At 74.6% G+C, this 18,243-nt stretch carries 18 protein-coding genes; 5 read left to right on the forward strand and 13 right to left on the reverse strand.

The features are described 5' to 3' along the window. Positions 1-12 precede the first annotated feature (12 nt). The 3 genes from hemC to BJP25_RS24965 are packed head-to-tail and all read right to left on the reverse strand — an operon-like array spanning position 13 to position 3,067. A complete protein-coding gene (gene hemC, locus BJP25_RS24955; protein WP_075977410.1) occupies positions 13-975 on the reverse strand; it encodes a hydroxymethylbilane synthase in 963 nt (320 codons plus the stop codon). Next, complete coding sequence (locus tag BJP25_RS24960; protein ID WP_075977411.1) at positions 972-2,276, reverse strand: glutamyl-tRNA reductase; 1,305 nt, start codon at positions 2,274-2,276, stop codon at positions 972-974. The genes hemC and BJP25_RS24960 overlap by 4 nt, the downstream gene beginning before the upstream one ends. Next, complete coding sequence (locus BJP25_RS24965; RefSeq protein ID WP_075977412.1) at positions 2,273-3,067, reverse strand: redox-sensing transcriptional repressor Rex; 795 nt, start codon at positions 3,065-3,067, stop codon at positions 2,273-2,275. Before BJP25_RS24965 ends, BJP25_RS24960 begins: the two co-directional genes overlap by 4 nt. A gap of 631 nt (positions 3,068-3,698) precedes the next feature. Here BJP25_RS24965 and BJP25_RS33690 point away from each other — a divergent pair. After that, on the forward strand, positions 3,699-4,295 hold the full coding sequence (locus BJP25_RS33690) for a hypothetical protein (RefSeq protein WP_143219287.1): 597 nt from the start codon (positions 3,699-3,701) through the stop codon (positions 4,293-4,295). A gap of 990 nt (positions 4,296-5,285) precedes the next feature. Here the strand turns inward: BJP25_RS33690 and BJP25_RS24970 are convergent. The 3 genes from BJP25_RS24970 to BJP25_RS24980 form a co-directional block, all read right to left on the reverse strand. Next, positions 5,286-6,821, reverse strand: a complete 1,536-nt coding sequence (locus BJP25_RS24970; protein WP_075977413.1) for a molybdopterin-dependent oxidoreductase — start codon at positions 6,819-6,821, stop codon at positions 5,286-5,288. Between the two features lie 66 nt (positions 6,822-6,887). Further along, positions 6,888-7,124, reverse strand: a complete 237-nt coding sequence (locus BJP25_RS24975) for a glutaredoxin family protein (RefSeq protein WP_075977414.1) — start codon at positions 7,122-7,124, stop codon at positions 6,888-6,890. A gap of 36 nt (positions 7,125-7,160) precedes the next feature. Next, on the reverse strand, positions 7,161-8,657 hold the full coding sequence (locus BJP25_RS24980; protein ID WP_075977415.1) for an AMP-binding protein: 1,497 nt from the start codon (positions 8,655-8,657) through the stop codon (positions 7,161-7,163). A gap of 210 nt (positions 8,658-8,867) precedes the next feature. Here BJP25_RS24980 and BJP25_RS24985 point away from each other — a divergent pair, with 210 nt between their 5' ends. The 3 genes from BJP25_RS24985 (at position 8,868) to BJP25_RS24995 (ending at position 11,979) form a co-directional block, all read left to right on the forward strand. Then, positions 8,868-9,548, forward strand: a complete 681-nt coding sequence (locus tag BJP25_RS24985; RefSeq protein WP_075977416.1) for a sigma-70 family RNA polymerase sigma factor — start codon at positions 8,868-8,870, stop codon at positions 9,546-9,548. Positions 9,549-9,677: 129 nt separating this feature from the next. Next, positions 9,678-11,000: a DUF5667 domain-containing protein gene (locus BJP25_RS24990; protein ID WP_075977417.1), complete on the forward strand. Its 1,323-nt coding sequence runs from the start codon at positions 9,678-9,680 to the stop codon at positions 10,998-11,000. A gap of 67 nt (positions 11,001-11,067) precedes the next feature. Next, the gene (locus BJP25_RS24995; RefSeq protein ID WP_075977418.1) at positions 11,068-11,979 is read left to right on the forward strand and encodes an HAD family hydrolase; all 912 of its coding nucleotides are present in this window, start codon (positions 11,068-11,070) and stop codon (positions 11,977-11,979) included. Positions 11,980-11,982: 3 nt separating this feature from the next. Here BJP25_RS24995 and BJP25_RS25000 read toward each other — a convergent pair whose 3' ends face one another. Both BJP25_RS25000 and BJP25_RS25005 read right to left on the reverse strand, forming a co-directional pair. Further along, positions 11,983-12,138, reverse strand: coding sequence for a DUF397 domain-containing protein (locus BJP25_RS25000; protein WP_233158240.1), 156 nt, complete (start codon positions 12,136-12,138; stop codon positions 11,983-11,985). A gap of 2 nt (positions 12,139-12,140) precedes the next feature. Further along, positions 12,141-12,986 (reverse strand): helix-turn-helix domain-containing protein, encoded by an 846-nt coding sequence (locus tag BJP25_RS25005; protein WP_158075714.1) that lies wholly within the window; start codon positions 12,984-12,986, stop codon positions 12,141-12,143. Positions 12,987-13,278: 292 nt separating this feature from the next. On the opposite strand from BJP25_RS25005, the gene BJP25_RS25010 reads away from it, so the two are divergent. Continuing rightward, positions 13,279-14,538 carry a cytochrome P450 gene (locus BJP25_RS25010; RefSeq protein WP_075977421.1) on the forward strand — a complete coding sequence of 420 codons (1,260 nt, stop codon included), beginning with the start codon at positions 13,279-13,281 and terminating at the stop codon, positions 14,536-14,538. Positions 14,539-14,592: 54 nt separating this feature from the next. Here the strand turns inward: BJP25_RS25010 and BJP25_RS25015 are convergent, their stop codons facing one another. From BJP25_RS25015 to proC, 5 genes are all read right to left on the reverse strand, one after another. Further along, on the reverse strand, positions 14,593-15,561 hold the full coding sequence (locus tag BJP25_RS25015) for a lysophospholipid acyltransferase family protein (RefSeq protein ID WP_075977422.1): 969 nt from the start codon (positions 15,559-15,561) through the stop codon (positions 14,593-14,595). Positions 15,562-15,590: 29 nt separating this feature from the next. Further along, positions 15,591-16,619, reverse strand: a complete 1,029-nt coding sequence (locus BJP25_RS25020; protein ID WP_075977423.1) for an NAD-dependent epimerase/dehydratase family protein — start codon at positions 16,617-16,619, stop codon at positions 15,591-15,593. A gap of 181 nt (positions 16,620-16,800) precedes the next feature. Continuing rightward, positions 16,801-16,902 carry a 30S ribosomal protein bS22 gene (locus tag BJP25_RS25025; protein ID WP_018684825.1) on the reverse strand — a complete coding sequence of 34 codons (102 nt, stop codon included), beginning with the start codon at positions 16,900-16,902 and terminating at the stop codon, positions 16,801-16,803. 138 nt (positions 16,903-17,040) lie between these two features. Beyond that, a complete protein-coding gene (locus BJP25_RS25030; protein WP_075977821.1) occupies positions 17,041-17,256 on the reverse strand; it encodes a helix-turn-helix domain-containing protein in 216 nt (71 codons plus the stop codon). 139 nt (positions 17,257-17,395) lie between these two features. Then, positions 17,396-18,223: a pyrroline-5-carboxylate reductase gene (gene proC / locus BJP25_RS25035; RefSeq protein WP_075977424.1), complete on the reverse strand. Its 828-nt coding sequence runs from the start codon at positions 18,221-18,223 to the stop codon at positions 17,396-17,398. Positions 18,224-18,243: the final 20 nt, after the last annotated feature.

Below are 18,243 nucleotides of genomic sequence, written 5' to 3' on the forward strand. Positions count from 1 at the left end.
ACACTTCCTCATCTACTGCGCCTCGGGACCGGAGAGCACCCCGGCCCCGAGCTCCAGCAGCTCGGCGGCCACTGCGCGGCCGAGCTGCTCTCCTGCGGTCAGGTCACCGGTCGCCGACGCGCGCATGATCTCGACCGGACCCGTCGGCTCGGCGCCGCGCGCGGTGGCGGCGGCGACACCGCGCAGGGACAGGCGGTGGACCACCCTGTCGTCCTGGTCGAGGTCTTCCACGACGTCGGCCAAAGCACCAACCGGGGCCGAGCAGCCCGCTTCGAGCGCGGCCAGCATGGCGCGCTCGGCGGCGACCGCCGCCCGGGTGGCATGGTCATCCACTGTGGACTGGAGGAGGTGCTCGACGTCGACGTCGTCGACCCGGCACTCCACCGCCAGTGCCCCCTGCGCGGGCGCGGGGAGCATCTGGATGGGGTCGAGGGTCTCGGTGATCTCGTCGAGCCTGCCCAGCCGGGCGAGCCCGGCGCGGGCGAGCACCACGGCGTCGAGCTCGCCGTCGCGCACCTTCGTGATCCGGGTGTCCACATTGCCGCGGATCGGCACGATCACGTGACCGAGGCCGAGCGCGTGCAACTGCGCGGCCCGCCGGGGCGAGCCGGTGCCGATCCGCGCGCCCGGCAGCAGCTCGCCCAGGGTGAGCCCGTCGCGCGCGATGAGCGCGTCGCGGGGGTCCTGGCGCTGCGGCACCGCGGCCAGCGACAGGCGCGGGTCCGGGGCGGTCGGCAGGTCCTTGTAGGAGTGCACCGCCACGTCGACGGTGCCGTCGGCCAGCGCGTCGCGCAGGGCCGAGGTGAACACCCCGACGCCGATCTCGGCGATGGGGGCGTGCGAGCGGTCGCCGGGGGTGCTGACCACGACGACCTCGGTGCGCGCGCCCGCGGCCTCCAGGGCGTCGGCGACGGTCTGGGTCTGGGTCAGCGCCAGCGCGGAGCCGCGGGTGCCGATGCGGATGGTGCGGTTCACGGCGTGTCCTCACTGGGCGCGGCCACGGCGGCGGGCTTGGTCGGGTCGAGCTGGAACAGCTCGCGCAGCGCCTCGGCGTAGCCGGTGCCCGCGGGTCCGGAGGCCAGCTCCTTGACCCGCACGGTCGGGGTGTGCAGCAGCTTGTCGACGACCCGGCGGACGGTGCGCGCCAGCTCGCCGCGGGTGCCCGGGTCGAGGTCGGGCAGCCGGGAGTCCAGCCGCAGCAGCTCGGCGTCGACGACCTCGGCGGCCCGCCTGCGCAGGGCGGTGACGGTGGGGGTGACCTCGGCGGAGCGCTGGGTGGCCAGGTAGCCGCGCAGCTCCTCGGCGACGATCTCGGCGGCCCGGCGGGTGTCGAGCCCGCTGGGCGCCTCGGCCAGCCTGCGCTGGAGGCTGACCAGGTCGACCACGTGCACCCCGGGCAGGTCCCCGACGCCGTCGGCGACGTCGCGGGGCATGCCCAGGTCGCAGATGGCCAGCGGGGCGGTGCGGGGGGCGACGGCCTCGGCGTCGAGCACCGCGCCGACCGCGCCGGTGCAGGACACCACGACGTCGGCGGCGGCGACCAGCTCGCGCAGCCCGCCCAGGCCCACGACCGCGCGGGCCGGGACGCCCTGCTCGACCAGGGCGGCGGCCAGCCGCTCGCCGTTGGCCGCGGAGCGGTTGGCGATGGTGACCGAGCCGATGCCCGCGCGGCGCAGGGCCGCGGCCGACAGCCCGCCCATGGACCCGGCGCCGACGACCAGCGCCCGGCGCCCGGCCAGCCCGCCGAGCACCCGCTCGGCGTCGGCCAGCGCCTCGCTGACCACCGACCCGCCGACCTGGTCGAGGCCGGTGTCGGTGTGCACGCGCTTGCCGATGCGCAGCGCCTGTTGGACCAGCTCGTGCAGGGTGCGCCCGACGGTGCCGCGCTCGGCGGCGGTGGCGTAGGCGGTGCGCACCTGGCCGAGGATCTGCGACTCGCCGACGACCATCGAGTCCAGGCCCGCGGCCACGGTGAACAGGTGCTCGACGGCGGCGGCGGCGTAGTGCACGTACAGGTGGTCGTAGAGGGCGGCGGGCTCGGTGCCCGCGTGCCGGGCGAGCACGCCGACGACGTCGGACAGGCCGGCGTGGAAGGCCTCGACGGTGGCGTAGACCTCGACGCGGTTGCACGTGGAGACCAGCACGACCTCGGTGACGTTCGGGCAGCGCAGCAGCTCGTCGAGCACCTTGGGCACCTCGGCGCCCGCGACCGTCACGCGCTCCAGCAAGCGGACGTCGGCGCTGCGGTGCGACATCCCGACCGCGAGCAGGCTCATGACACCACCATCCCGTTGACCTGGCGCCCACCGGTCGCGGCGGCGTCGTCGGCCCGCCGCGCCACGTGGAACGACAGGACCTGGAGCTCGACCGCGAGGTCGACCTTGCGCACCTCGACGTGGTCGGGCACCTGCAGCACGACGGGCGCGAAGTTCAGGATGCACTGCACGCCCGCCTCGACCAAGCGGTCGCACACCGTCTGCGCGGCGGGCGGGGGCGTGGCGATGACCCCGATGGACACCTCGCGCTCGGAGCACACCCGGGGGATGTCGTCGATGTGGTGCACCGCGATCCCGCCCACCGGCACGCCCACCAGGTCCGGGTCGACGTCGAACAGGGCGGAGACGGGGAACCCGCGGCCGGGGAACCCGCCGTAGTTGGCCAGCGCGTGCCCCAGGTTGCCGATGCCCACCACGGCCACGCTGTGCTTGCGGGTCAGCCCGAGGATCCGCTCGATCTCCTCGATGAGCACGGTGACCTCGTAGCCGACGCCACGGGTGCCGTACGAGCCGATGTAGGACAGGTCCTTGCGCAGCTTGGCCGAGTTGACCCCGGCCGCGGCCGACAGCTCCTCGCTGGAGACGGTGACCGCCCCCTGCTCCTGCATCGCCGAGAGCACCCGCAGGTAGACCGCCAACCGCGCCACCGCGGCCTCCGGGACAGCCCGCGCCCGCTCCCGCGCCGCGGGCACGTCGGCCACGCGGGGGATCGGGGTGGTGATCTCAGCGGCGGTGGGGGCGGGAGGGGTGTCGCCGCCGACCCCGCCCCGCTGGCCTCGCTGTGCCGCCACGCTGGTACTCCTCGACGGGAAGTGTCTCCGGGTTGGTGACCACGGTACCGCTTGTGAACGCGTGCACAAAGTCAGTGGCCAGGGGCTTGACGCACGCCACACCAGGCCCTGAGCACCACCCGATCGGCGCAGTCCCACCCGAGCGGACGTCGAGCGCGCGGGCCGGTCCGCCTCGACCGCAGGGGGGCGGGAGCGGGAGGCGCCGGCAGCCGGCGGGAGCGTCCCCCCGCCGGCGCCAGGCACCCGGACTCGTGGTCGACCTTCCCCGTCGACCACGTCCGGAGAACCCAGCATAGCACACCCGATCGAACACGTGTTCGATCGGGTTTGGCGCTGCCGTGTTCGCCAACTCCGCCCCCGGGGGATGGGTGGGCGCGGGGCGCCGGTGCTAGCGGCGTCGGGCAGCGGGTGACGGGCGCCGCGCCAAGGGGCTGGAGAGCGGGGCGCCGGGCTGCCGGGTGCGTGAGCGCACCGATCGCGGGGTGGCGGGCTCAGGGTGCGCGGGGTTGCGGGCCGCAAGGCGCCGAGCCCGAAGTGGGATGCCGGAGCGCCGAGGGCGCGAGAGCGCCGGGTGCTGGGATGCCGGGGCGCTGCGGAGCGAGCGCTGGGGCGTTCGGGGCGGGGTACGGGGATGCCGAGGCAGCTGGGCGCGCCGAAGCGCGGAGGCGAGACGCGGGCGGCCCTGCGCGGGCTGACAGACCGGCGGCGAGGCCGCGAAGAGGCGGCAGCAGCAGCGCGGCGGCGCGGCAGCGGCGGCGGCGGCGCGGCGGCAAGGCCGCGAAGAAACCGCAGCAGCGACGCGGCGGCGCCAAGGCCGCGAATAGGCAGCGGCAGCGACGCGGCATCGCGGCAAAGCGGCGGCGCGGCAGCGGCGATGGCGCCGTCGCAGCAGCGGCGCGGCGGCAAGGCCGCGAATAGGCAGCGGCAGAAGCGGCAGCGCCGCGGCAGCAGCGGCAGCAGCAGCAACGCCGCGGCGGCGCTAAGGCCGCGAATAGGCAGCGGCGGCGACGCAACGGCGACGGCGACGCAACGGCGCGGCGGCGCCAAGGCCGCGAATAGGCAGCGGCAGCGCGGCGAAGCGGCAGCGCGGCGAAGCGGCAGCGCGGCGAAGCGGCAGCGCGGCAGCGGCGACGACGGCGACGACGGCGACGCAGCAGCGGCGCGGCGGCAAGGCCGCGAAGAGGCCGCGGCGGCGGCGCCGCGGCCTCTGGCAGCGCGGCGGCGATAAGGCGGCGAAGAGGCGGCGCGGCGGTGAAGGGAGGCGGCGGTGCCGCGCGAAGCGAGGCGGCGGCGCAAGGTGGACGGCGCGGCGAGAGGGCGCGAGTCGGCAGGCGCGGCGGCGCCGCGCGAGGCGCGAGGCGGCGCGGGCGACGCGAGACGGCGCGAGGCAGGCGGGGCGACGCGAGGCGGGTCAGGCGGCGGGCGGGCGAGGCGGGGCGGGAGGGGCGCCGGGCGCGCAAGGCCCGGGGCCTCGGGGGCTGGATCCCGGGGCCCAGGGTGCTGGGAGAGAGGGCGGTGGTGGTCGGGCTCGGACCTTGCGGTCCCCGCCCGACCGAAGCCGACCGGGCCGGGCGACCACCAGGCCGGGCAGCCCGCCAAGCCGGGCGACAAGCCCGGGCGGTCGGCCAAGTCGAGCGGCCAGCCAGGCAGGGCGGCCAATTGGCCCCGGGCCGGGCTGGCCAGCTGAGCCGAGTGATCGGCCGGGCCGGGCCGGGCGGGGCAGCCAGGCTGGTCGGCCGGGCCGGGCGGGCCGAGTGATCGGACAGGCCGGCTGGCCGAGCCGAGCCGAGCCGGGCTGGGCCGGGCTGGGCTGGGCTGGGCTGGGCTGGGCTGGGCCGAGCCGGGTGATCGGCTGGGCCGGGCCGAGCCGGGCCGAGCCGGGCCGAGCCGAGCCGGGCCGGGCCGGGCCGAGCCGGGCCGAGCCGGGCCGAGCCGGGCCGGGTGATCGGCCGGGCCGAGCCGGGCTGGGCTGGGCCGGGCTGGGCTCGGCCGGGCCGAGCCGGGCCGAGCGGGTCGGCCAGGCAGGGCAGGGCGGGGAGGCCAGGCAGGGCGGGGCAGCCAGGCAGGCCGGTCGGCCGGCCGAGTGATCGGACAGGCTGGCCGGGCGGTCGGCCAGGTCGGACAGGCCGGGCGGCCAGCCAGCCGGGTGTCGGCCAGGTCGGCCCGGCCGGGCCGGGCGGCCGGCCAAACCGGGTGGTCGGCCGGGCCGGGCCGGGGGTCAGCTCACGGAGAAGGCGATGGAGTGCCAGCCGGTGGCGCCGTCGGGGATGGGGGGGACCCGGTCCTGGGTCTGGGTGTTGCCCGCCTTGTCGGTGGCGCGGACCTCGACGCGGTGGTTGCCGCTGGTGAGGTCGAACTCGGAGCGCCACTGGCGCCAGGTGTTGATGTTGACCTCGGTGGCGAGTTCGGCCTCCTGCCAGGGGCCGCCGTCGACGCGGACCTCGACCTTGCTGATGCCGGTGGTCTGGGCCCAGGCGATGCCCGCGACCTGGACCTTGCCGGGGGGGAAGCTGGCGAAGGGGCCGGGGGCGTCGATGCGGGACTGGAGCTTGATGGGGGCTTCCTCGGCCCAGCCGCGGTCCTGCCAGTAGAAGGTGCGGGAGCCCTTGGCGATCAGCTCCATGTCGGTGACCCACTTGATCGCGGAGGCGTAGCCGTAGAGGCCGGGGACGACGACGCGGGCGGGGAAGCCGTGCTCCAGGGGGAGGGCCTCGCCGTTCATGCCGATGGCGAGCATCGCGCCGCGCTCCTCGTCGAGCAGGTCGGCGACGGGGGTGGCGGTGGTCCAGCCGTCGGCGCTGGTGGAGAAGACCTGGTCGGCCTGGTCCTGGATGCCCGCCTGCATGAGCAGGTCGCGCAGGGGGACGCCGATGAAGTTCGCCGTCGAGACGTACGGGCCGCCGACCTCGTTGGACACGCAGGTCATGGTGATCGTCTTCTCGATCAGGTCGCGGCGGCGGATGTCGTCGAAGCGGATGATCTGCTCGCGGTCGACCTTGCCGTGGATGCGCAGCTGCCACTCCTCGGCGAGCACGCGGGGCAGGGTGAAGGCGGTGTCGATGCGGTAGAAGTCCTTGTTGGGCGTGAGGAAGGTCGGCGCGCCGATGGCGTGGAAGTCCGCGCCCGCGGGGATGGGCGGGGCGGGCACCTTGGGGCGCAGCTGGCCGATGGCCGCCCGGGACGCCTCGATGTCCTTGCTGCCGGAGAGCAGCTGGCCTGCCCCGCCGAACAGGCCCGCGCCCACGGCGACCCCGGCGGAGGAGTACAGGAACTTGCGGCGGGACATGCCCTCGCCCGCCTCACCGGCGGCCCGCTTGGCCGCGATCCCGTGCAGCCACTTGAAGACGCCGACGCCGGCGAGGAGGCTGGCGATCGGGGCCAGGACGGACAGCTGCGCGGTGTCGGGCCGGTTGAGCACGGCCACGATCCCCACCACGCCGAACACCCCGGCGATCACCATGCCGGGCACCGGCGTGCGGCGGGACAGCAGCCCGGCCACCACGGCGATGAGGAACAGCGTCACCGCCATGCCGATCAGCAGCACGAGCTTGTCGTGGGTGCCGAAGTTGCGGACGGCGAACTCCTTGAGCCACTCGGGCGTCAGGTCGATCGCCGCGTTGCCCACGGCCAGGAACGGCGACGCGCTCGTCCCGACGAACCCGGCCACCAGGTGCCCGGCCGCCAGGGCCGAGGCCACTGCCAGCACGCCGATGAGGGCTGCGATCGGCAGGCGCAGCCGGGGTGTGGTTTCCATGTGGGGTATTCGACACCGGTGTCCGGTCGGATGGCTCCCGGAACCACCCGGTCAGGTGAGGGTGGCTCAGGTCAGCGCCGCGCGCAGCCTGGGCTCGTCCACCCGCCAGAAGCCGTGCTCCTCGCCGTCGACCAGGATCACCGGCACCCGGTCGCCGAACTCCACCCGCAGCTCGGCGTCGCCGTCGACGTCCTCGGTGCCCCACCCGACGCCCAGGTCGCCGCAGATCCGCGCCACGTCGGCCTCGGCCTGCTCGCAGGCGTGGCACCCCTGCCGCGTCACCACCGTCACCCTCTGACCCATGCCCCCGACGCTACCGCCGGGGGCACGGGCGACCGGCTACCGCACTCCCCGCAGCCCGGCCCGCCGCACCTTGCCGGTCACCGACAGCGGCAGCGAGTCGACGAACTCCACCACCGCGGGCACCTTGAACCGGGCCAGGTTCGCCCCGCAGTGCGCCAGCACCTCCGACTCCCCCAGCGACGCCTCGGTGCCGCGCACGACCACCAGCTTCACGCGCTCGCCCGCCCGGTCGTCCGGCACGCCCACCGCGGCGGCGTCGGCGACGCCCGGGAGCCGCTTGACCACGTGCTCGACCTCGTGCGGGTAGACGTTGAAGCCGTTGACGATGATCAGGTCGTTGGCGCGGTCGACCAGGTGCAGGTCGCCCTCGGTGTCGAGGTAGCCGACGTCGCCGGTGCGGAACCAGCCGTGGGCGTCGGGGCCGTGGGCGCCGTCGGGCCAGTAGCCGCTGAACAGGTTGGGGCCGCGGGCGGCGACCAGGCCGGTCTCGGACTCGGACTCGACGTAGGTGACCTCGTCCTCGTCGGGGACGACCTCCAGGGTGCTGCCGTCGGTGTCGACCAGGCGGACCTCGACCCCGGGCAGGGCCTTGCCGACCGAGCCGGGCTTGGCGACCCCGCTGACCAGGGTGGAGGTGAGGACGGGGCCGGTCTCGGTGAGGCCGTAGCCCTCGTAGATGGACAGGCCGGTCTCGCGGCGGAACTCGGCGAGGGTGCGCGGGTCCAGCGGGGCGGCGCCGGAGGTGGCGAGGCGGACGGTGGACAGGGCCTCGCCCAGCCGCTCGGCCCCGGCGGCGGTGAACGCCTGGAACATGGTGGGCACGCCGACGACGGTGGTGACCCGGCGGTCCTGGCAGGTGGCCAGGGCCGCGTCGACGGAGAACCGGTCGAGCAGGACGCCGGTGGCGCCCGCGGCGGCGACCTGCCAGAGGGCGGAGAGGCCGTAGGCGTGCGAGAGCGGCACGGCCAGCAGGACGCGGTCGGTGGGGGTGACCGGGGCCGGGCGCAGGGCGGCGCACTGCTCGGCGTTGGCCAGCAGGGCGCGGTGCGACAGCATCACCCCGCGCGGCACGCCCGCGGTGCCGGAGGTGTAGCAGAGCAGCGCCAGGTCCTCGCCGCCCGCGGCGGGGGGCAGCGGCTCGCCCGCCGGGGCGTCGGGCACCGGGTCGGGCAGGGTGGTGGCGCCGGGGAGGTCGGTGCCGAGGACGAGGGCGGCGCCGCTGTGCTCGACGACCCTGGCGACCTCGGGGGCGGCGGAGTCGGGGTTGACCGGCACGGCCACCCCGCCCGCGCGGAGGACGCCGAAGAGGGCGACGACGAACTTCACCCCATTGGGTAGTACCAGCACCACACGGTCACCGGGGGTCACACCCTGGTCACGCAGGACGCGGGCGTAGGCGGTGCTGGCGGCGTCCAGGGAGCGCCAGTCGAGGGTCGCACCGGTGCGGGCCTCGACCAGCGCGAGGTGGCCCGGTACGTTCGCGGCGGCCGTGGTGACCAGGTCAGCGAGGGATCGGGAGGGCGGCACTGCCATCGGGGCGGACCTCTCGTCGCGGGATCGGGGCGGGTCCAGTCTTTCGCAGGGTGGCCCCGGTCACCAGCAGACGGGGTTCACCCCATCCGGTCACCCAGTCACGACCCGAAGACTTGTCACCTACCACGAAGTAACGAGACGTAAGCTCTAACGGATCCCCAACGTGTGGACCAGCCCGCTGGGACTGTCGAGGGAGTGTGCGGCTGCCCGATGACCCGTCCGACGCGCACCGACGCGGCCGCCGCGGCCGTGCCGCACGCCCGACCGGCCCCCGAGCCGACCGGGCCGTCGAGCGCGCCCGAGGGGGCCGGTGAGCCGGTGGCGGACTTCACCGCCGACGAGGCGCACCGCGAGTCGTGGGAGCTGGTGCACGCCGCGCAGGCCGGGGACACCGTGGCCTTCGGCAGGCTCTACGACCGGTACGTGGACGTGGTGTACCGGTACGTGCTGTTCCGGGTGGGCGACCGGGAGCTGGCCGAGGACGTCACCAGCGAGACCTTCCTGCGCGCGCTGCGCCGCATCACCTCGGTGACCTACCAGGGCCGCGACGTGGGCGCCTGGTTCGTGACCATCGCCAGGAACCTGGTGCTCGACCACGTGAAGTCCTCCCGCTACCGGCTGGAGGTGAGCACCCCGGAGTTCCGCGACTCCGAGCGCGACGAGGCGGGCCCCGAGCAGCAGGTGATGTCGCGGGTGACCCGGGACGCGCTGCTCAGCTGCGTCGACCAGCTCGGGGAGGACCAGCGGGAGTGCATCGTGCTGCGGTTCCTGCAGGGGTTGTCGGTGGCCGAGACGGCGGCGATCATGAAGCGGAACGAGGGCGCGGTGAAGGCGTTGCAGCACCGCGCTGTGCGCAGGCTCGCGCAACTGCTGCCCACCGAGCTGCGATGAACCACCCGAGGGGCCGCGCGCGGTACGCCAACCGGGTGGATGCCGCGCGACGCGCGGCGGCGGTGCCGTAACCGCGGGGCCAAGCGGTCGTTTGACCGGTCAAGATCCAACGGGGAACCGGAGCGGGACGTGGAGAACGGAACGGGGTCGTCGAACCCCCGCGGTGGGCGGGCGCCGGGCGCGCGCCCTGCTGCGGCGCACCCCGACCTCGCCGCGCTGCTCGCGGAGCTGGCGGAGGAGTTCCCCGACGAGCTGACCGAGGGCGACCGCGCGGTCGTCGGCGGGCTCGTCGGGCTGCGGTCGCTGACCGGCCCGGACGACGCCGCCCGCGAGCGCATGCGCGACCGGGTGCTGGTGGGCGCGCGGGAGGCGGTGGTGGCCGACCGGCCGCGGCCGTCGCCGACACCGCGCTCGCCGGGGGCGGGCCGGGCGCCCCGGTCCCGCCGGTCGCCCGCGTCCCGCGCGCCGGGCGGGACCCGCCCCGGGGAGTCCCCGAGAGCCGTGGGCCACGGTGTGCGGGGCCGCTTCGCGGTGGCCGCCGTGGTGGTGCTGCTGACGGTGTTCACCCTCGGCGGGATGAGCCTGCTGCTGGCGCGCGACGCGCTGCCGGGCGACCCGCTGTACGGGATCAAGCGCACCGGCGAGGCCGCGTCGCTGGGCCTGACCTTCGGCGACGAGGACAAGGCGTTCAAGCACCTGGAGTTCGCCACGGCGCGGGTGGGCGAGATCGAGACGCTGACCCAGCGCCACCCGGACCCGGCCGACGCCCCGGTGGCCGACTACCTCACCGCGCTGTCGGACTTCGACTCCGACACCACCGCGGGCACCCGGCAGCTGCTGGCCGTGGCCACCACCGGCGACGGCGGGCAGCTGGAGGTGCTGCGCGGGTGGGCGGCGCAGCAGGGCTCGCGGCTGGCCGCGGTGCGCGACCGGCTGCCCACCGCGGCGGCCTACCGGGCCGCGACCACGGCGAACCTGCTGGACAACGTGCAGGACAGGGCGGTGGCGCTGGCGCAGCGGCTGCCCTGCTACGAGGTCACCTCGGGCGCCCAGGACGAGATCGGGCCGCTGCCCGCGAGCGCGGTGTGCGCGCTGCGGCCGGGCGCGGTGCTGCCGCCGTCGTCGCAGGCGGGCACGATCCCGGGCACCGGGCAGACCACCACCGGCGGCGACATCACCGGTTCCCCGGCGCCCGCCCCCGGCACCGGGCAGCAGCCCGGGACCGGTGGTGGGACGCAGGCGCCGGAGGTGACCACGACCCCGCCGGGCGGGCCGACCACGGTGGCACCCGGGCTGCCGGGGCTGCCGGGCTTGCCGGGCCTGCCCAGCACCACGCCGCCGGGGACGACCGCGCCCCCGGCGGCGCCGACGCTCACCGTGCCGCTGCCCCTCCCCCTGCCGACGATCGCCGTGCCGCCCGTGCTGGGCCTGCCCGGCCTCGAGATCGGCTGATCGGATCGGCTGACCCGTTCGGCGCTAGGCTGGGGCGGGAGAGGCCCAATCGGACGGGAGGTTCGCGGTGGCCCTGGGGCGTGGGGAGCAGGACCCCGAGCGGGAGCGGCGGCGGCTGGCCAAGGTCGCCGGTGAGGCGAGCGCGGAGGCGGCGGTCGCCATCGAGGCGGCCACCCCGGACTCGCTGACCACCCCGTCCGCGCCGCCGGACCTGACCGCCGCCGCGTTCTTCGACGTGGACAACACGGTGATGATGGGCGCGTCGATCTTCCACTTCGCCAGGGGCTTGGCCGCGCGGAAGTTCTTCACCAACTCCGACCTGGTGAAGTTCGCCGCCCAGCAGGTGATGTTCCGGGTGGGCGGCAAGGAGACCGCCGACGGCATCCGCAGCAGCCGCGAGCAGGCGCTGTCGTTCGTGGCCGGGCACACCGTGGCCGAGCTGACCTCGCTGGGCGAGGAGATCTACGACGAGCTGATGGCCGACAAGATCTGGCCGGGCACCCGCGCGCTGGCGCAGATGCACCTCGACGCCGGGCAGCGGGTGTGGCTGGTGACGGCGACGCCGGTGGAGCTGGCGACGATCATCGCCCGGCGGCTGGGGCTGACCGGGGCGCTGGGCACGGTGGCCGAGAGCGTGGACGGGGTGTTCACCGGCAAGCTGGTGGGCGAGATGCTGCACGGCCCGGCCAAGGCGCACGCGGTGCGGGCGCTGGCGGCCAGGGAGGGCCTGGACCTGCGCCGGTGCACGGCGTACTCGGACTCCTCGAACGACGTGCCGATGCTGTCGGTGGTGGGCACGGCGGTGGCGGTGAACCCCGACGGCGGCCTGCGGGAGACCGCGCGCAAGCGCGGGTGGGAGATCCGCGACTTCCGCACCGGCCGCAAGGCGGCCAGGATCGGCGTGCCGTCGGTGCTGGGGGCGGGCGCGCTCGCGGGGGCCGTGGCGGCGGGCCTGGCCCACCGCAAGCGCATCATCTGACGCTCAGCGCGCCAGGCGGGTGATCAGCTCGCGCACGGCGTCGCGCGACACCGGCAGCTCGACACCGGGGCGCTTGCTGTCCCGAACAGCCGCGAGGTCCTGCCGCAGCTCAACACAGTTGCCGGTGCTGCCCGAACGAGAAGACTTGCGCCACTCCACGATCACAACCTCCCTAGTAGGCGCTCGATCGCCGCGCGGGAGTCCGCAGTCGAGAGTGCCATGCGATCGAGCGTCGATCGCATGTTCTCATAGCTGAGCACCTCATCCTCGTGCAGATAGACGCTGCTCCCGTACAACTCGACGTAGAGAATGGGCAGCGCCTCGGCGAAGTGCAGCAGCAGCCACGGGTGGAGCAGAAGTCGGTGCGGCGCACGCCCCGGCACAATGCGGACGGCGCGCCCCAATTCCGATGCGCGCACCAAGTGGGCCAACTGCTCCCGGAATGCGTCGACGCCGCCGAAAGGCATCCGCAGCGCCGTTTCGTGCAGAAAAGCCGTGTACTCCAGCTTGGGAAGCACTTCCTGTCGCCGCTCGCGGGCCAGCCAGCGCAGCTTGGCCTCGTCCGGCTCGACGCCGTCGTCGACCATCAGGCCGATCGCGTACTTCTCGGTTTGCAGCAGCCCAGGAATGAAGCTGAACGACCAGTCGGTGATCGCCTTTGCCGATGCCTCGTGGCTGGCCAGGGTGCCGATGTCCGGCGGCACGCCCGGGAGCAACCGCGACCACCAGCCGTCCTGCACACCCGTGCGGGCGCTCTGGATCAGCTCCTCGCGCTGCTCGACCGGCACGCCGTAGGTGGTCAGCACCACCGCCACGTCCTCGCTGGTGATCGTCCGCTTGCCGTTCTCCGTCCGGCTCAGCGTCGCCGCCGACCACCCGATCGCCTTCGCCGCGTCCTCCAGGCTCAGCGTGGTCTGCTGGGTGCGGACGGCCTTCAACTGCGCGCCGATCGTGCGGTCGCGCGCCTGCGGGTTCTTCCTCTGACCGGGCACGTCTTCCCTTTCCACCCCCGAAATGGCGCCTGCGCGCCAATGCGGGAAATCTACGCTGTGGGCGCACCCGGCGGGGCGGACAACGACTGGCACTCGACTCCCGGACCGCTGTTGCACCATAGGGAACAACCCCGCACCAGGCAAACCGTTCGCCCATCGGGTGACCGGTACCGGAGGCTGAAACAAAGAAAACCCACACGACCGCACCCGCTCACCAATTCCCCGCGCCCGGCACCCGGTCGCCGCCGCGGGGCGCACCGGTGCCACGTCCCTGGTCCGCGGTGCCCCGGCTGCCTAGGCTGGCGGCATGGCACTGCGGCACGAGGTGGCGCTCGGCGCCCGGCTGGGACTCATGCGCGCGCTCCTCGGCGGCGTCGCCCTCGCGGGCGACCCGCTGGCCCGGGTGGTCTCCGGCGCATCGCGGCGCGACCCGTACGCCCAGTACGCCAAGATGCGCGGGGTCACCCGCAGCCGAGTCGGCGCGCTCACCGTCGGCTCGCACGCCCTGGTCGCCTCGGTGCTGCGCGACCGCCGCTTCGGCGTGCGCACCACCGACCTCAGCGGCCCCGAACCCGTCGCCCACTCGCCGCTGCCCGGCGCGGTCGAGGTCGGCCCCACGTTCCTGGAGCTGGACCCGCCCGACCACACCCGGTTGCGCCGCCTCGCCCAGCCCGCCTTCGGCGCGGGCAAGATCGCCGGGTACCGCGAGTCGGTCACCGCCACCACGCACCGGCTGCTCGACGCGGCCCTGGCCAAGCCCGAGTTCGACCTCATCGCGGACTTCGCCGTCCCGCTGCCCATCGCCGTGATCAGCGACCTGCTCGGGCTGCCCCCCGGCGACGACGGCAGCTTCCTGCGCTACGGCCGCGCCCTGGGCGCCTCCCTCGACGGCGTCCGCTCGCTGTCCGACGCGCGCAACCTGCGCGAGGCCACCACGGCCCTGGAAACCCTCTTCCAGGGCCTCATCCCCGAGCGCGAGCGCTCACCCGGCCCGGACGTCATCAGCACCCTGGTCGGCGCGCTCGGCCGCGGCGAGCTGACCGAGCGGGAGCTGATCACCACCTGCGAGCTGCTGCTCATCGCGGGCTTCGAGACCACGTCCAACCTCATCGGCAACGCCGTGCACACCTTCGCCGCGCACCCCGCCGAGTGGGCCGCGCTGCGCGCCGACCCGGCGCTGGCGGGCCGGGCCGTCGACGAGGTGCTGCGCTACCAGTCCCCGGTGCAGCTCACCCAGCGCTTCCCGCACGAGCCCGTGGAGCTGGCCGGGCGGCGCATCCGCCCCGACAGCATGGTCATCTGCCTGATCGGCGGGGCGAACCGGGACCCGGAGGTGTTCACCGACCCCGACCGGTTCACCCTGTCCCGGGAGAACGCGGGCGAGCACCTGTCGTTCTCCGCGGGCATCCACTACTGCCTGGGCGCCCCGCTGGCCCGGCTGGAGGGCGAGGTCGCGCTCACCGCCCTGGCCGAGCGGCTGCCCGAGCTGCGCCCGCGCGGGCGGGCCCGCTGGCGCCGGACGGTCGTGATCCGCGGCCTCACCCGCTACCGGCTGGCGCCCGCCTGACCCGTCCTGCCCCCGGCCCGGCCCGCTCAGCCCGGCCTGCCCAGCCCGACCCGCTCAGCCCAGGAACGGGTTCCCGCGCTGGGTGAGCATCCGGTAGAGGGTCTGCTGGATGTTCTCCCGCACCTGGTCGGTCAGGTTGAACACCAGCATCGGGTCGTCCTGGGCGTCGGCGTCGTAGCCGTCGGTGGGGATCGGCGCGCCGAACTTGATGTGCCACTTCGACGGCAGCGGGATCGCCCCCAGCGGGCCCAGCAGCGGGAACGTCGGCGTCACCGGGAAGTACGGCAGGCCGAACAGCCGGGCCAGCGGCTTGAGGTCGGCGATCTTCGGGTAGATCTCCTCGGCGCCCACGATCGAGCACGGGATGATCGGCACGCCCGTCTTCAGCGCCGCGGTGACGAACCCGCCCCGGCCGAAGCGCTGGAGCTTGTAGCGCTCGGAGAACGGCTTGCCGATGCCCTTGAAGCCCTCCGGCCACACCCCCACCAGCTCGCCCGAGCGCAGCAGCTGCTCGGCGTCGGGGTTGCAGGCCAGGGTCTGCCCGGACTTGCGGGCCAGCGCGCCCAGCAGCGGCACCTGGAACACCAGGTCGGCGCCGAGCATCCGCAGGTAGCGCGAGCGCGGGTGGTTGTCGTGCACCGCCACGGCCGCCATCACCGAGTCGATCGGCAACGTGCCGGAGTGGTTGGACACGATCAGCGCCCCGCCCTCCAGCGGCAGGTTCTCCACCCCGCTGACCTCGACCCGGAACCACTTGCGGTACAGCGCGCGCAGCGGCGGCAGCAGCAGGGCCTCGGTCAGCTCGGGGTCGAAGCCGAACCGGTCCACCGGGTAGTCGCCGGTGAGCCTGCGGCGGGCGAAGGCCAGCGCGTCGGCCAGGCCGCGGCGCAGGCCGTCGACCTCCGGCGCGGGCCGCCCACCCGGGCGCAGCGGCACCGGCTCCACCGCGGGCCCGTCCGGCGACGGCGGCACCCGGCGGTGCCGGTCCGACCGCTGCAGCGGGATGACCCGTGCCTCCTGCATCCTCGCCTCCGCCTCCGCTCGCTCCGGTCTCACGACCCCACCCCCAGCAACCGCCGCTCCAGGGCCTTCAGCGGCGCCGGGTCCAGGATGGGCCGCAGCGCGCTGCCGTGCACGTAGTCGTCGAACGCCTGCCGGGTGGTCCACCGCGGGGTGAACCCGAACACCGTGCGCAGCCGGGTCGTGTCCACCACCCGGCCGTAGTTGAGGAAGGCGACGTGGTCGGGGTTGAAGTCGACCAGCCGCGCCCCGCGCAGCAGCCTGCCCGCGGTGGGCATGGCCGCGGCGGGCATCGGCAGCTGGAGCCGCCCCGCCCGGCGGATCGCCTGCGACAACATCAGCACCCCGTCACCACCGGCGTTGAACACCCCGCCGCCCTCGCGCAGCGCCGCCTGCTCCAGCACGGCCAGCGCGTCCTCGGAGTGCAGCAGCTGGATGCGGGCGTCGTAGCCGAGCACGGTGGGCACCACCGGCAGCGCGAAGTAGCGGGTGAGCACCGTGTCGACCCGGGGGCCGATCAGGTTGGTCAACCGGATCAGGGTGACCTCGACGTCCGGGCGCCTGCGGGCGAACCCGCGCACGTACTGCTCCACCTCGACCGCGTCGCGGGCCGGACCGGTGGAGGAGAGGTCCTTGGGGGTGTCCTCCTCGGTGAACACCGCGGGCGAGCGGGCACCGGCGCCGTACACCGCCGCCGTCGACTTCACCACCAGCTTGCGCACCGAGGGCGCCCGCTGGCAGGCCGCCAGCAGCTGCATGGTGCCGATGACGTTCATCTCCTTGAGCGCCGAGCGGCGGCTCGGGCCCGGGGGCACCGCGGTGAGCGAGGCGTGCACCACCGTGTCCACGTCGGCGGAGGTGATGACCTTGGCGATGAGCGGGTTGCGGATGTCCGCGCGGACGAACTCCGCCCGGCCCATCGTGCGCACGACGTCGCGGTGCGGGGGGACGGTGTCCACGCCCAGCACTCGCTCGATGGCGGGGTCGGCCGCGAGCCGGGCGGCCAGGTGGCCGCCGAGGTAGCCGCCCACACCGGTGACCAGAACGACCTTCGGCGTCATGGGCTTCCCTAGTGGGGTGAGGCGCTGCCCGCTCGACTGTACGCGGGTCCCGGCGCGGCGCGAATCGAGGCAACCGAGAGTTAACGCAGGTCACACGCGTTGTCCGGGCGGGCCGGGAGACGACGCAGGGCGGCTTGTGCGCACGTGCGCACAAGCCGCCCTGCCAGGTGTCGCGGAAGCCCTACTTCTTGAGCTTGCGCCGCTGGACGCGGGTCTTGCGCAGCAGCTTGCGGTGCTTCTTCTTCGACATGCGCTTGCGGCGCTTCTTGATGACCGAGCCCATAGGGGACCTCAGCTCCGTTCCGTAGTCGTACGGGGTGTCCGGCGCTCCGGTGCTGCGACGTCGCAGGACGCGCGCCAAGACACCAGGCACAACGGCTGACCAGAGTACCCGGTGGTCCGATCGCCCCGCCGAGGTGGGTCAGCCCGCGTCGAAGTAGGCGTTCTGCAGGTACTCGTGCACCGCCTTCTCCGGCACCCGGAACGACTTGCCCACCCGCACCGCGGGCAGCTCACCGCCGTGCACCAGCCGGTACACCGTCATCTTCGAGACCCGCATCACCGCGGCCACCTCGGCCACCGTGAGGAACTGCACCTGCGGCAGCGCCACCGGGTCGTCACGCTTGGAACCAGCCATGATCACCGCAACCTCCACACGCGTCGCGCCGCCGGCTTCCCCACCGGCGGTATCGACACGCACGTGCTTCGGTCGAGCGTAGCGGGACTGGTGTGACTGGTGCGACGAACAGCGGGGGGAAATTCCGCCCCCGCCCGGGTCAGCCCTGCTCGTGGGCCGCGCCGAGCTGTTGCGAGCGGTCGCGGGCGGCCTCGATCGCGGCGATGAGCGCGGCCCGCACGCCGTGCTTCTCCAGCTCCCGGATGGCCATGATCGTCGTGCCCGCGGGCGAGGTGACGGCCTCGCGCAGGGTCACCGGGTGGTTGCCGCCCTGGGCGAGCATCGTCGCCGCGCCGACCGCCGACTGCACGATGAGGTCCTGGGCCACCGCGCGCGGCAGGCCCAGCAGGATGCCCGCGTCGATCATGGCCTCGACCAGGTAGAAGAAGTACGCCGGACCCGACCCCGACAGCGCCGTCACCGCGTCCTGCTGCGACTCCGGCACCACCACGACCTTGCCCACCACGCCCAGCACCTCGGAGACGAGGTCCAGGTGATCCGGGCTCGCGTGGGCACCCGCGGACAACGCGCTCATCGCCTGGCCGACCACCATCGGCGTGTTCGGCATGACCCGCACCACCGGCACGCCCTCGGCCAGCCTCCGCTCGAACAGCGCCGTCGGCAGCCCCGCGCACAGCGACACCACCAGCTTGTCCGGCGTCACCACCCCCGCCAGCTCGTCGAGCAACGGCTCGATGTCCTGCGGCTTGACGGCCACCACCAGCACGTCCGCCGTCCGGGCAGCGGTCGGCACGTCGGCCGAGGCGATCCCGTACTCGGAGGTCAGCTGCGCCGCCCGCTCCGCCGACCGCTCCGTGAACACCAACTCCCCGGCGTCGCGCCCCCCGGAGAGCAGCCCCGACAGCAGCGCCTCCCCGATCTTGCCCGCCCCGAAAACCCCGACAACGGGCCGCTTCGCCTCAGTCATGCCCGCCAGGCTATCCACCA

Origin of the sequence: Actinokineospora bangkokensis (genome assembly GCF_001940455.1) — a bacterium.
GTDB lineage: Bacteria > Actinomycetota > Actinomycetes > Mycobacteriales > Pseudonocardiaceae > Actinokineospora > Actinokineospora bangkokensis.

Bases quoted from the DNA above. Each gene is read 5' to 3' on its own strand.
- BJP25_RS24975 (WP_075977414.1), bottom strand. From the start codon at position 7,124: ATGGGTCAGAGGGTGACGGTGGTGACGCGGCAGGGGTGCCACGCCTGC.
- BJP25_RS25010 (WP_075977421.1), top strand. From the start codon at position 13,279: ATGGCACTGCGGCACGAGGTGGCGCTCGGCGCCCGGCTGGGACTCATG.
- BJP25_RS24970 (WP_075977413.1), bottom strand. From the start codon at position 6,821: ATGGAAACCACACCCCGGCTGCGCCTGCCGATCGCAGCCCTCATCGGC.
- proC (WP_075977424.1), bottom strand. From the start codon at position 18,223: ATGACTGAGGCGAAGCGGCCCGTTGTCGGGGTTTTCGGGGCGGGCAAG.
- BJP25_RS25025 (WP_018684825.1), bottom strand. From the start codon at position 16,902: ATGGGCTCGGTCATCAAGAAGCGCCGCAAGCGCATGTCGAAGAAGAAG.
- BJP25_RS25015 (WP_075977422.1), bottom strand. From the start codon at position 15,561: ATGCAGGAGGCACGGGTCATCCCGCTGCAGCGGTCGGACCGGCACCGC.
- BJP25_RS33690 (WP_143219287.1), top strand. From the start codon at position 3,699: ATGCCGAGGCAGCTGGGCGCGCCGAAGCGCGGAGGCGAGACGCGGGCG.
- BJP25_RS24960 (WP_075977411.1), bottom strand. From the start codon at position 2,276: ATGAGCCTGCTCGCGGTCGGGATGTCGCACCGCAGCGCCGACGTCCGC.
- BJP25_RS24980 (WP_075977415.1), bottom strand. From the start codon at position 8,657: ATGGCAGTGCCGCCCTCCCGATCCCTCGCTGACCTGGTCACCACGGCC.
- BJP25_RS25030 (WP_075977821.1), bottom strand. From the start codon at position 17,256: ATGGCTGGTTCCAAGCGTGACGACCCGGTGGCGCTGCCGCAGGTGCAG.
- BJP25_RS25020 (WP_075977423.1), bottom strand. From the start codon at position 16,619: ATGACGCCGAAGGTCGTTCTGGTCACCGGTGTGGGCGGCTACCTCGGC.
- BJP25_RS24985 (WP_075977416.1), top strand. From the start codon at position 8,868: ATGACCCGTCCGACGCGCACCGACGCGGCCGCCGCGGCCGTGCCGCAC.